Source organism: Glaesserella sp. (assembly GCF_041814905.1).
GTDB lineage: Bacteria > Pseudomonadota > Gammaproteobacteria > Enterobacterales > Pasteurellaceae > Glaesserella.
Window position 1 is genome coordinate 1 of record NZ_JBGXYA010000046.1, and the last position, 13,493, is coordinate 13,493.

Genomic DNA, 13,493 nt, shown 5'->3' on the forward strand with positions numbered 1-13,493 from the left:
AGTACGTGTGTTAGGGAAGGGAAATAAAGAGCGGATTGTACCGATTGGCTCGAAAGCGTTAGCGGCGATACGTCATTGGTTGACGGTGCGTAAAACATTTAAACCGAAAGATTATGCGTTGTTTTTAAATCGGCAGGGCAAACGTCTTTCTCATCGTTCGATTCAACTGGTTATGCAAAAATGGGGAAAAAGACAAGCACTGGATACCCATGTGCATCCGCACAAATTACGCCATTCTTTTGCTACGCATATGTTAGAAGCCAGTGCTGATTTACGTGCCGTACAAGAGTTGCTGGGGCATAGCAGTTTATCCACCACGCAAATTTATACCCATTTGGATTTCCAACACTTAGCGAAAATTTATGATTCGGCTCACCCGCGGGCAAAACGAAAAAAAAGTGATGAATAATGCCATCACTTTTTTCCGTTTTCGGGTTATTGCGGCGGCATCACCGGTTTAGTCGCTTCTAAACAAGGATAGAGCGCGTTCATTTTATCCGACCACTCTTTTAATGTCGGTATTGCAGAGTAGCCGTCAGCACCGGTCACATTCGAGCGGAATAGTAAGAAATCGATCATACAAACTGTGTATAATGTACCGATGTTCAATTCCGTGCCGAAAGGTTTAATATCTTGCGCAATGACTTTTAAAGTGCGTTCATTACGCTCTAAAATTTGTTGATGGCGAGAAATCCACCATTCATTTTCCGGGCGGAACATTCGCTCAGGGAGTAAAGCACTCACGGTATTTTCCAAAACACCTTCTGCTAATGCGTAGAGCGCCATAACTTTCCAACGTCGTTCATCTTTAGTAAACAATGTGGGTTGCCCGCCTCGGGCATCCAGATATTCGGCAATCACGCTGCTGTTACACAACCAGTCACCATTATCCAATTGCAATGCAGGTACACGCCCAAGCGGATTGTTTTGGTTGTGGGGGGAGTCGGCAGAAAATGCACGGGTAACCAGCATTAGTTCAATTTGATCTTGTAAGTGGTGATAATGTGCGACTGCTCGTACTTTGCGCACGAAAGGGCTTGTTGTGGAATACCAAAGTTTCATTATTGCTTTCCTCTTTCAATATTCTCCCTAGTTTCGGTAAAAAGAGGGTAGGGAGAAATTTTGTAAAAAAAATGGGCGAACACTTGATTCGCCCTTTATTCTTACACAATTATCCTTGTGAGGAAATACGTTTCATGTCGGTCATATAACCACGTAATTCTTGACCGATATATTCGATCGGGTGGTTACGGATCGCATCGTTGACATCGCGTAAGGTGACGTTATCGATTTCAACGGTTGGTGTTGGTTCGCCCAAATCACCGCGTTGTAAGGTCGGGATGACTTTTTCACGCAAGATTGGGGTTGCCACGTTAGCGAACAGGTAGTTACCGTATTCCGCCGTATCTGAAATCACCACGTTCATTTCGTATAAACGTTTACGCGCAATGGTGTTGGCGATTAACGGTAATTCGTGGAGTGATTCATAGTAAGCGGACTCTTCGTAGATACCGCTGGCGACCATGGTGTCAAAGGCTAATTCGACACCGGCTTTGACCATCGCAACCATTAATACGCCGTTGTCGAAGTATTCTTGCTCGCTGATTTTGATACTGTCGCCGTTCGGTGCGTTTTCAAATGCCGTTTTACCGGTTTCTTCACGCCATTTTAATAAATTTGCGTCACCGTTTGCCCAGTCCGCCATCATCGTGGAAGAGAATTCACCGCTGATGATGTCGTCCATGTGTTTTTCAAATAAGAAGGCTAATTCTTCTTTGATTTGTTCGGAAAGTTCGAAAGCACGGAGTTTCGCCGAGTTGGATAGGCGATCCATCATTAAAGTGATTCCGCCTTGTTTTAAGGCTTCGGTGATGGTTTCCCAACCGTACTGGATTAATTTGCCGGCATAGGCAGGGTCTTTACCTTCCGCCACTAATTTTTCGTAACAAACAATGGAGCCGGCTTGTAACATACCGCACAGGATGGTTTGTTCGCCCATTAAGTCGGATTTTACTTCGGCAACGAAAGAAGATTCTAATACGCCCGCACGGTGACCGCCGGTTGCCGCCGCCCATGCTTTCGCAATCGCCAAGCCTTCGCCTTGCGGATCGTTTTCAGGGTGAACCGCGATTAATGTCGGCACACCGAAACCGCGTTTGTACTCTTCACGTACTTCGGTACCCGGGCATTTCGGCGCAACCATCACGACAGTGATGTCTTTACGAATTTGCTCACCGACTTCCACGATATTTAAACCGTGCGAATAACCTAATGCCGCGCCTTTTTTGATCAACGGCATGACATCCGCAACCACTTTAGAGTGTTGTTTGTCGGGGGTTAAGTTAATGACTAAATCCGCCGTCGGGATTAACTCTTCATAGGTGCCGACTTTAAAGCCGTTTTCCGTTGCACGGGTGAATGACGCACGTTTTTCCGCAATGGCTTCCGGACGTAAGGCGTAAGAGATATCCAAACCGGAGTCGCGCATATTTAAACCTTGGTTTAAACCTTGCGCGCCGCAGCCGACGATCACGACTTTTTTACCTTTTAAGTAGTTCGCTTCATCGGCGAATTCGTCGCGATCCATAAAACGGCAGCGACCTAATTGATCTAATTGTTGGCGCAAGTTTAACGTGTTGAAATAGTTAGCCATGGTAGAATCCTTTTGATTTGAGAAGTTTGTTGAACGGTTAATGTTGTGTTTACATACTGTATTTGTTGTACGGTGCGGATTATACCGCTTTTTATTGTTGCGTAAATTGATATTATTAGGATTAATCATTGCAAAATATGAAATGACAAGCGGTCGGATACGAGCGGTTTTTTGCAAATTTTTCGCAGAAACCGACCGCTTGCTTTGCCGATCCGAAATGAATCCGCTATAATCTTTACGTTTTTTCACCTTGACTCAAACAGAAGGAAACTCACATGGGCTTAGAAAACGTACCTGCCGGTAAAGCATTACCGGATGATATTTATGTTGTAATTGAAATTCCTGCCAACTCCGATCCGATCAAGTATGAAGTGGATAAAGAGAGCGGTGCGATTTTCGTGGATCGTTTTATGGCAACCGCCATGTTCTATCCGGCGAACTACGGTTATGTCAACCACACCCTTTCTTCTGACGGTGACCCGGTAGACGTCTTAGTGCCGACACCTTATCCGCTTCAGCCGGGTGCGGTGATCCGTTGCCGTCCGGTCGGCGTGTTAAAAATGACCGACGAAGCCGGCGGTGATGCGAAAGTGGTAGCGGTTCCGCACTCGAAATTAAGCAAAGAGTACGATCACATCCAAGATGTGGGTGATTTACCGGCACTATTAAAAGCGCAAATCCAACACTTCTTCGAAAGCTATAAAGCGTTAGAAGCGGGTAAATGGGTGAAAGTCGAAGGTTGGGGCGATGTGAATGAAGCCCGCAAAGAGATCTTAGAATCTTTCGAACGTGCGAAAAAATAATGTTTGTTTGAATATTTATATAATGCCGGAGTTTAATGCTTTGGCATTTTTTATATCAGGAGAATTGTGATGAAAAAATTTCTTTTAATTGTGGGTTTGGCTTTGGGATTGAGTGCCTGCGTGAATACTCAAGATATGAATGCCAAAGCGGAGAGTGCTTATTCACAAGTCAAAGCGGAAGCGGCTCAAAAAGGGTGGCTGGATACGACTTCTAAGACTGCTCGTCGTATTCATAAAGTTTTTAACACGATGAAACCTTACGCAGAACGTGAAAATACCACCGGTATTCCGTTCAATTGGGAGGTAATTGTATTGAGAAGCGATGATTTGAATGCTTGGGCAATGCCGGGCGGCAAAATGGGTTTTTCGAGCGGATTAATTGATAGATTAAGTCTTTCAGATGATGAAATCGCAACCGTAATGGGACATGAGATGGTACACGCGCTTAAAGAACACAGCAAAATCAGCACTAATCGCAGTATGGTGGTGGATACTTTATTCGGTGTAACCCAAGCGGTTTTAGGTGATATAAATGTTGGAGGATACAGTGCGTTAGGTTCGTTGAAAACATTTGGGGTGGATAATCCGTTTTCACGCAGTGATGAAAGTGAGGCTGACGAACTCGGGCTTTATTTGATGGCAAAATCCGGCTATAACCCGCAAGCAGCTTCTCAATTATGGACTAAAATGCAGAAAGCAACGGGTGGTTCGGGCGGATTCTTTACTACTCACCCGTCCGACGAAAACCGTCAGGAAAATATTCAAAAATGGATGCCGCAAGCGATGCAATATTATCAGGCAAGAAAGTAGTCAAAATTTGACATAAGTCTCTGTTTATTCTGAAATAATCCGTATAATCCTGATTGTGGTTTATTTAAAAATCGTATGATAATTATGCAATCTTTATTGAATTTCCTTCCTGATTTCTTACAGCACCCATTATTTTGGGTGCTAGTGTTATTAATCTTCTCCATCTGGCAATTCATCCAAGATAAATTAAGGATGGATATTGTTGCGTTATTAGTTATCGCTTTTTTCAGTTTAAGCGGGATTTTAACGGTTAATGAGGTTTTTGCCGGATTGAGTGATCCGAATGTCATTTTGATTGCATTATTATTTATTGTCGGTGAAAGCCTTGTTCGTACCGGAATTGCCTATCAAGTCAGTGAATGGTTGATGCGGGTTGCTGGTGCGAGTGAAGCCAGAGTGTTGGTGTTACTCATGTTGTCAATTGCCGGGTTAGGCTCTTTTATGAGTTCAACCGGTATTGTCGCAATCTTTATTCCGGTTGTACTTGCTATCTGTTCCGGAATGGGGATATCTCCGAAACGATTAATGATGCCCCTAAGTGTTGCCGGTTTAATCAGCGGTATGATGACCTTAATCGCTACTCCGCCGAACTTAGTTGCAAATTCCGAACTCGTGAAATCCGGTGCGGAAGGGCTCGGTTTTTTTAGTTTTACGCCGGTAGGTTTAGCGGTTTTAGCATTAGGTATCATCTATATGCTATTTGCCCGTAATTGGTTGGATAACGGGGAGGCGCCACCCGTTGAGAAAAGAAAAGCCTCTTCGATGTATCAATTTATTGAAGAATATCAGTTACACGGACGTGCTAAAATGGTGGTAGTGAGTGAGAACTCAACATTTATCGGTAAAACCATTAATGAACTTAACTTACGTAGTCAATATGGTCTAAATATTGTTGCAATACAAAGGGTTAAACGTTTGCGAAGTGTTTCAATCGCAGCTTATGGCAATGCGACTTTACGTGAGAAAGACGTGTTATTAATGGATATTAATATCCCGGAAGATCTTTTTTTAGCACATTGTGAAACATTCGGTCTAAAAAATATCGAGCTTAAAGGCGAATATTTTTCGGCAAAATCTGTAGGTGTGGCGGAAATCTCGATTATGCCGGAGGCGGAAAGTATCGGGAAAAGTATCAGTCAGTTGAAATTCCGTTCCAGTTACGGTTTAAGTGTGGTTGGGATCAAGCGTGACGGTCAAATTTTAGAGGAAGATATTATTCATACGCCGATCAAATTCGGTGATATTTTACTGGTAATGGGCGTATGGACGCAGATTCTCGAGATGGGTAAAGAGAACCGCGATTTTTTCTTACTGAATACCCCGGAAGAGAGTAAACATGCAGCGCCAGCGATCAGCCAAGCACCTCATGCAATTTTCTCCGTATTTACCATGGTTGTGTTGATGATTACCGGCATTGTGCCGAATGTCATTGCTGCATTAATTGCTTGTTTGATGTTAGGGAAATTCCGTTGCATCGATATGAAAAGTGCTTATAACTCGATTCACTGGCCAAGTATTGTGTTGATTGTCGGGATGATGCCGTTTTCTATTGCGTTACAAAAAACCGGCGGGATTGAAATTATCGTGAAGATGCTGCTTGAGATTATGCAGGGGTTGGATGTGCATTATGTGTTGATTGTACTCTTTATCTTTACTTCCATTATCAGCGCTTTTATTTCGAATACTGCAACAGCAATTTTAGTCATGCCAATCGCTTTAGCATTAGCACAACAGCTTAACTATTCCGGTGTACCTTTTGCGATGATTGTTGCGATTTCCTCTTCTGCTGCCTTTATTACACCGGTTTCTTCGCCGGTGAACACCATGGTGTTGGCTCCGGGAGGTTATAGTTTTATGGACTTTGTTAAAGTCGGCTTGCCGTTTACCATTTTGGTGATGTTATTATCGGTATTCTTAGTACCACTCTTATTTCCGTTGTGATCAAATAGATGCCCATTAAGACTATAACGGGCTTTCTACATCTAACATATCCAACATTTTCGTGACTGCTAGAATAAGGCTGGAACGCATTACCCGTTCAATTCGGAGCTGCTGCATTTGACGTTGCATAGAGTCTTTATTCTCAATCATTGATGTTAGTTTTGATAATTCAGACACTTGAAACAGATCAATATGATGTAATTTCTGTGAGAACTGCATCACAAACGGGCTGGCAAAAGAGTGTTCTTCCACCTCATCACTTAACCGAATTTTGATATCAAGAAAAGCATTAATGTCTTCATAGAGTTCAGCGGAAATGACCCCCAATCCTAATAATAATTTTAAGCGTACAGGCAATTCTGCCAGCGGACCTTGATGTTCAAATAAGGAATCTACCACTGACTTCAGTGCAAAATCTGTTTTACGAAAAACTCGCTGTATCAAACGTTCAACTTGTTCGGCAAGTTGGTTAGTCGATAAAGCGAGGAAACCTCGTAAAGAGGCAACCTCGTTGAGCTGTTCGATAAAATTATCTTGAGAAAGCATTAATTATGTAAGTTATACAAAGTAACGATTTTTGAAATGACATTATCATCGGTTAAACCGGTATAGTGTTTAATCGCTTCAGCCACTCCGTTATCTGCAATAAATTTCGCTAATTCGACCGCTTGCGGATCTTCGTCATTACGATATTTCAACGCCATTACGACGCCGTTGAGCAAATGTTTGTTATCTAATCCGTACTCTAAAGTCCCTAGTAGCGGCTTAATTAAACGGTCGTTAGGGCTTAATTTACGAATAGGCTCGCGTCCGACACGGTTCACATCATCATTTAAGTACGGATTTGCGAAACGTTTCAGAATTTTTTCGATATATGCAGCGTGGGCTTGCGGATCGAAATTATAACGCTTAATTAACACAGCGCCGCTTTCTTCCATGGTTGCTTTGACCGCTTCTCTAATGCTGTCGATGGCAATTGCTTTTTTGATCCATTTCACGCCGGCTTTCTTACCTAAATAGGCAGAAATCAGGTGACCTGTATTGAGCGTAAATAATTTACGTTCAACGAACGCCATTAAATTGTCAGTTAATTCCATACCGGCAATTTTCGGAATATCGCCTTTAAATTGGGCTTGATCAACAATCCATTCGCTGAACTCTTCAACGGTCACTTCAAGCGGATCATTCGGGTCAGGTTCTGCAGGAGGGACGATACGGTCTACGGCGGAATCGACAAAACCGACATACTGTTCGATTTGTTGTTGCTGTTCCGTCGTCAGGTTTTCAAAAATTTTCTGTTTAAAGAACGTCGTACCGCGAACCATATTTTCACATGCGATAATATTGAGCGGTTTGGTGTTGCCACTTTCAACTCGGGCAACTAAGGCTTTCGTAAAGAGTGGTGCAATAAAGCCAAGTACATTCGGACCAACAGCAGTAGTAATTAAATCCACACTTTTTACTTTGTCGATCACCGCTTGCTCGTCTTTTGAATTGATCGCATCAATATTGGATACGATTTCAGTACGGCTGGTATCGCCGACAATTTTTACGCCGTATTGTTTATTTTGATTAATTTGGTCGATTTGGGTTTGATTAATGTCGGCAAAAGTAACGTGAACGTTTGAATCCACTAATAATTTGCCGATAAAACCACGACCAATATTTCCTGCACCAAAATGTAATGCATTCATTTGCTTTTCCTCGATTTGTAAAAAATGTTAAAAATCTGACCGCTTGTAAACAACTCGGCACGGAATACTCCGTGCCGATTGTGTGACTAGGCTTTGGTTAAAAGTGCTAATACTTTTTGCGGATCATCCGTTTGAGTTAATGTTGCCATTGTCGCTTCATCATCCAAAGCATTGGTGATGGCGCTTACCACTTGAATATGTTCATTATTGTGCGCAGCGATACCGATAACCAGTTTTGCAATGCCGTCTTCTTCATCGGTAAAGCGTACGCCATCACGATATTGGCAGAACACGATACCGGTTTTGAGTACATTGTCTTTGGCTTCAATTGTACCATGAGGAACGGCAATACCTTCACCTAAGTAAGTTGAAATCTGTTTCTCACGTTCGAACATGGCAGGAATATAAGCTTCTCTGGCAAAGCCTAATTTCACGAGTTGTTCACCGGCAAATTGAATCGCCTCTTCTTTAGATTTTGCGGTTAAGTTTAAGAAAATTTGGTTTGTGCTTAAGGTTAAACCTTTACCTATCTCTGCCGCCGGAGCCGATGTAACAGGTGCTTTTCCTGCGCCTTGCTGTTTTGCAAGGTTTGCCACTAAATCATCATAGAATGCACCGTCTAAGAAGTTATTCAATGATAAATGTTGTGCGTGTGGCACTTGTTTTTGCGCACGGGCAGTTAAATCTTTATGAGTAACAACCAATTGTGAATCACTTGGTAAATCATTGATTGCCAAGTTCATGACTTCAATCGGTAAACCGGCAGCTTGTACTTTCTTACGCAGCATACTTGCACCCATGGCACTTGAACCCATACCGGCATCACAAGAAACATAGATTTTTGTGATTTTGCTGTCTGCGTTTACTGCCGGTTTGCTTGCTGCTTTCATGGATTGCATTTGAGATTGTGCATCTTCTAAAGAAGCCTCGCCTTTTTGCATTTTAAGCAATACGGAAGCGATAGAGAATGATACCGCACAAGATAAAACAACAGAAAGAATGACTGCGAAGTGTGCACCGCCCGGTGTCATCGCTAATACCGCAATGATAGAACCCGGAGACGCCGGAGAAACTAAACCGCCACCTAATAAGCTGTTGGTTAATACGCCGGTTGCACCGCCGGCAATCACAGCCAGAATTAAACGCGGATTCATTAATACATACGGGAAGTAAATTTCGTGAATACCACCGAAGAAGTGAATGATAGAAGCACTGCTTGCACTTTGTTTGGCGGAACCGCGACCAAAGAACATATAAGCTAAAAGAATACCTAAGCCCGGACCCGGGTTTGCTTCAATTAAGAAGAAAATGGATTTGCCCAACTCGGCAGATTGTTGAATACCGAGCGGTGAGAAAATACCGTGGTTGATCGCGTTATTTAAGAATAAAATTTTCGCAGGTTCAACAATGATTGATGTTAGCGGTAGTAAGTTTGCCGCAACTAACGCGTTTACTCCCGCTGCAAGTAAGTCGGAAAGTTGAGTCACCAATCCACCGATTACACCGAATGAAAGTAGTGCGAGTAACATACCGATAATACCGGCCGAGAAGTTATTGACTAACATCTCAAAACCGCTTTTCACTTTACCGTGAACCCAGTTATCGAAAGTTTTAATAGCCCAACCGCCTAAAGGTCCGACAATCATCGCGCCTAAGAACATTGGAATATCTGCACCGACAATGATCCCCATTGTTGTGATAGCACCGACTACCGCACCACGTTCGCCGCCGACTAAGCGACCGCCGCTATAACCGATTAATAACGGAAGTAAGTAAGTAATCATTGGACCGACGAGCTTGGCTAACGATTCATTTGGTAACCAACCTGTCGGAATAAATAATGCGGTGATAAAACCCCAGGCAATAAATGCTCCGATGTTAGGCATCACCATATTGGATAAGAAACGCCCAAAACCTTGGACTTTTACTTTTAAGTTTGAAGACATAATGACCTCACGATTGAGAGAAAATTAGAGGGAAGTAAATTGGTGTGCAAAATAGCACCATAAAAAGCGGTTACCAATGAGTTTTGGTGGAAAATGTGAAGTAGATCACGTTTATTCAGGTGTGTGTTTTTTAAAAATGTGAAATAGATCACATTTATTTTTTATGTTAATAAAATTTGTGATCTTTATCACATTTATGGGTATGGAAGAGAATTCGCCATTTGCAAAAAAACAACAAAAGTCCTCCGGCTGATTGATAAATGATGCCTATTTGAAAACAATAACAAGCGGTCAGTTCCGTGACAAAATTTGCAAATTTTTATCATGAACTGACCGCTTGTCTTGCTCTCTGATTTTCGCAAAGCCGTAACTTTGCAAAAATCGGCCTCTCTCCCGCAAGCGGGCAAGAATAATGACTATTCCACGGTTACCGCTTTCGCAAGGTTGCGTGGTTGATCCACGTCGGTACCTTTGATTAAGGCAATGTGGTAAGAGAGTAATTGTAACGGTACGGTGTAGAAGATCGGTGCGGTAACTTCATCGACTTTTGGTAATACGATGGTTTTGAAACCTTCTGCATCACTGAAGCCTGCATCGTGATCGGCGAACACATAGAGCTGACCGCCACGCGCACGTACTTCTTCAATATTTGATTTTACTTTTTCAAGTAAATCGTTCTCCGGCGCAACCACAATCACAGGCATGTCGCTGTCGATAAGTGCTAATGGACCGTGTTTTAACTCACCCGCTGCGTAAGCTTCTGCGTGAATGTAAGAGATCTCTTTTAATTTCAATGCGGATTCCATTGCAATCGGATAATATTCACCGCGACCTAAGAATAAGGTGTGGTGTTTTTCCGCAAAATCTTCAGATAATTTTTCAATCTCTTTATCAAAGACTAATGCGCTTTCAATTTGTGCCGGTAAGCGTTGAAGGGCGTGAACAATATGATGTTCTTGCTCTTCACTTACGGTACCTTTTAAACGACCAATCGCAACGTTAAGCAATAATAAACAGGTTAATTGGGTAGTAAATGCTTTGGTGGATGCCACGCCGATTTCAACACCTGCACGGGTCAGGAATGCAATATCCGATTCACGTACAAGAGAAGAACTTGCTACGTTACAGACGGTCATTACTGCCATAAAGCCTTTTTCTTTCGCCAAACGTAATGCGGCTAAAGTATCTGCCGTTTCACCTGATTGGGAAAGGGTGATCAATAAACTGTTCGGGCGGGTGACGAATTTTCGGTAGCGGTATTCGGATGCAATTTCGACATCACAGCTTACGCCGGCAATCGATTCAAACCAGTAACGCGCCACCATACCTGCGTTATATGAAGTGCCGCAGGCAACAATTTGTACGTGTTCGACTTTCTCAAGAATTTTGTCCGCACCGTTACCGATGGCATCAATTACCACTTTACCGTTAGCGATACGACCTTCAAGGGTATTGATAATGGCTACCGGCTGTTCAAAAATTTCTTTTTGCATATAGTGGCGGTATGGACCTTTATCCGCTGCGTCCGCTTCAAAGTTACCTTCGTGGACTTCACGTTCTACGCGGTTACCGTCACGGTCGTAAATGGTTGCGGAACGACGGGTGATTTCTGCGATATCGCCTTCTTCCAAATAGATAAAGCGACGGGTCACGCTTAATAATGCAAGCGGGTCAGAAGCAAGGAAATTTTCGCCGACACCTAAACCGATAACAATCGGGCTACCGGAACGGGCAACGACTAAATGCTCCGGTTCTTCTTGGTTCATTACCACAGTACCGTAAGCACCGCGTAATTGCACAACGGTTTTTTGTACCGCTTCGAGTAATGATTTAGATGAACGAAGTTCCCATTCAACTAAATGCGCGATAACTTCCGTGTCGGTTTGAGATTGGAAAACATAGCCACGGGCTTGAAGCTCTTCACGAAGTTCTTCATAGTTTTCGATAATTCCGTTATGGACGACGGCAATTTTACCTGAACGGTGCGGGTGAGCATTTGCTTCTGACGGTTCTCCGTGGGTTGCCCAACGAGTGTGTGCGATACCGGTACCGCCTAAGATTGGGTGTTCTTCGATCGCTTCATCAAGAGCTTTCACTTTACCGACACGACGAACGATTTGTAATTCGTTGTCTTTGCCTAATACAGCAACACCGGCAGAATCGTAACCACGATATTCCAAACGGTGTAAACCATCAACTAAGATTTCTGCGACATCGCGTTGTGCTACTGCACCTACAATTCCACACATAAATTTGCTTTCCTATGTTTGTTAAAAATAAATCTGTACATTTTGTTATCAACGATAACAGTGACTATTTGGCAATAATCACTTCCACACCGTGCGCTTCAATTTGCGCTTTAATCTCGGCGGGAAGTTGCTCATCCGTAATCAGTTTACTGATTTGCTGCCATTCCAATTCGACATTTGGCATTTTGCGCCCAATTTTTTGTGATTCAATCAACACAATCACTTCACGGGCTACTTCAGCCATGACCCTGCTTAATCCGATAAGTTCATTAAATGTGGTTGTACCTTGAGCCAAATCAATACCGTCAGCCCCGATAAACAGTTGGTCAAAGTCATAAGAACGTAGAACCTGTTCGGCAACTCTGCCTTGAAACGATTCGGAGCGGGCATCCCATGTGCCACCCGTCATTAATACTGTCGGTTCGCATTCCAGCGCAATCAATTCATTCGCTAAGCTCAGAGAATTGGTCATGACGACCAAACCGGGTTGATGTAACTTTTTCACTAATGCTTTAGTGGTGCTGCCACTATCAATAATGATACGGTTATGATCCCGAATCCAATGTGCCGCTTCGTTAGCAATCGCTAACTTTTGTTTCGAAAGTTGTTCGTGCGATTCTTCGATAATTTCAGAAGGTAATCTGACCGCGCCGCCATAACGGCGCAATAAAAAACCACTTTCTTCCAAAGCGGTCAGATCTTTACGAATCGTCACTTCCGATGTTTCAAATAGGTTTGCTAAGTCTTCTACGCTGACTTCGCCTTGCTCTTGTACCATAGTGGTAATGATTTGGCGGCGTTGTTGTGTGTTTCGTTTTGACATTGTTAGCTTTTGAAAAGCTTTCGTTTCGAAATTTAGTGCGGATTATATAGAGAAATAGAAGGAAAGGAAAGTAGAAATTTCAGATAACAAAAAGGCGACTTAAAAGCCGCCTTTCGCAAATAAATCTTATTGATTGTTTTGAACGTAATCAATCGCAGATTGAACAGTCGTGATTTTTTCTGCTTCTTCATCAGGAATTTCGATATCGAATTCCTCTTCTAAAGCCATCACTAACTCAACAGTATCAAGAGAGTCAGCGCCTAAATCTTCGATGAATGAAGCTTCAGGTTTAACATCTTCTGCTTTAGCGCCAAGTTGATCAACGATGATTTTTTTTACGCGTTCTTCAATGCTCATTTTTTGTTTCCTATTGTAAAATCGCCTAAGTGCGAGAGTTAAACAGTGTAAAGAAAAATTAACTAAATTCAACCTCTTTTTAAGGAAGTCAAACCAGCTTTAGCTTTTCCACACACCTGAACTAAAGGGATTCGCCCACACAAGTAGAGCGAAAAAGCGGGATAATTCTAACATTATGAGTAAGGTTTATCTATAGCGTATTTTGGATTGCAACGTA

Annotated in this window: 12 protein-coding genes; 4 read left to right on the plus strand and 8 right to left on the minus strand. The window is 42.7% G+C overall.

Annotated elements, in window-relative coordinates:
• On the plus strand, window positions 1–409 hold a 409-nt coding region (locus tag ACEYJ7_RS06860; protein WP_373778334.1), incomplete at its 5' end, for a tyrosine-type recombinase/integrase.
• 26 nt (window positions 410–435) lie between these two features.
• Here ACEYJ7_RS06860 and ACEYJ7_RS06865 read toward each other — a convergent pair.
• The gene (locus ACEYJ7_RS06865; RefSeq protein WP_373778335.1) at window positions 436–1,062 is read right to left on the minus strand and encodes a glutathione S-transferase N-terminal domain-containing protein; all 627 of its coding nucleotides are present in this window, start codon (window positions 1,060–1,062) and stop codon (window positions 436–438) included.
• A gap of 109 nt (window positions 1,063–1,171) precedes the next feature.
• Window positions 1,172–2,653, minus strand: a complete 1,482-nt coding sequence (ilvC, locus tag ACEYJ7_RS06870) for a ketol-acid reductoisomerase (protein ID WP_373778336.1) — start codon at window positions 2,651–2,653, stop codon at window positions 1,172–1,174.
• Between the two features lie 275 nt (window positions 2,654–2,928).
• Here ilvC and ppa point away from each other — a divergent pair, with 275 nt between their 5' ends.
• From ppa to ACEYJ7_RS06885, 3 genes are all read left to right on the plus strand, one after another.
• Window positions 2,929–3,456, plus strand: coding sequence for an inorganic diphosphatase (gene ppa / locus ACEYJ7_RS06875; RefSeq protein WP_373766569.1), 528 nt, complete (start codon window positions 2,929–2,931; stop codon window positions 3,454–3,456).
• A 69-nt stretch (window positions 3,457–3,525) separates the two neighbouring features.
• On the plus strand, window positions 3,526–4,266 hold the full coding sequence (locus tag ACEYJ7_RS06880) for a M48 family metallopeptidase (protein WP_373778337.1): 741 nt from the start codon (window positions 3,526–3,528) through the stop codon (window positions 4,264–4,266).
• Window positions 4,267–4,350: 84 nt separating this feature from the next.
• Window positions 4,351–6,207 carry an SLC13 family permease gene (locus ACEYJ7_RS06885; RefSeq protein ID WP_373778338.1) on the plus strand — a complete coding sequence of 619 codons (1,857 nt, stop codon included), beginning with the start codon at window positions 4,351–4,353 and terminating at the stop codon, window positions 6,205–6,207.
• A 21-nt stretch (window positions 6,208–6,228) separates the two neighbouring features.
• Here the strand turns inward: ACEYJ7_RS06885 and ACEYJ7_RS06890 are convergent, their stop codons facing one another.
• From ACEYJ7_RS06890 to acpP, 6 genes are all read right to left on the minus strand, one after another.
• Window positions 6,229–6,753, minus strand: coding sequence for an MltR family transcriptional regulator (locus ACEYJ7_RS06890; RefSeq protein ID WP_373778339.1), 525 nt, complete (start codon window positions 6,751–6,753; stop codon window positions 6,229–6,231).
• Window positions 6,753–7,901 (minus strand): mannitol-1-phosphate 5-dehydrogenase, encoded by a 1,149-nt coding sequence (locus tag ACEYJ7_RS06895; RefSeq protein WP_373778340.1) that lies wholly within the window; start codon window positions 7,899–7,901, stop codon window positions 6,753–6,755. The genes ACEYJ7_RS06890 and ACEYJ7_RS06895 overlap by 1 nt, the downstream gene beginning before the upstream one ends.
• Before the next feature lie 86 nt (window positions 7,902–7,987).
• Window positions 7,988–9,847: a PTS mannitol transporter subunit IICBA gene (locus ACEYJ7_RS06900; protein WP_373778341.1), complete on the minus strand. Its 1,860-nt coding sequence runs from the start codon at window positions 9,845–9,847 to the stop codon at window positions 7,988–7,990.
• 416 nt (window positions 9,848–10,263) lie between these two features.
• Entirely contained in the window at window positions 10,264–12,096 is a 1,833-nt protein-coding gene (glmS, locus tag ACEYJ7_RS06905; RefSeq protein WP_373778342.1) for a glutamine--fructose-6-phosphate transaminase (isomerizing), read from the minus strand.
• A gap of 64 nt (window positions 12,097–12,160) precedes the next feature.
• On the minus strand, window positions 12,161–12,919 hold the full coding sequence (locus ACEYJ7_RS06910) for a DeoR/GlpR family DNA-binding transcription regulator (protein WP_373778343.1): 759 nt from the start codon (window positions 12,917–12,919) through the stop codon (window positions 12,161–12,163).
• Window positions 12,920–13,045: 126 nt separating this feature from the next.
• Window positions 13,046–13,276 carry an acyl carrier protein gene (gene acpP / locus ACEYJ7_RS06915; protein WP_006249478.1) on the minus strand — a complete coding sequence of 77 codons (231 nt, stop codon included), beginning with the start codon at window positions 13,274–13,276 and terminating at the stop codon, window positions 13,046–13,048.
• Window positions 13,277–13,493: the final 217 nt, after the last annotated feature.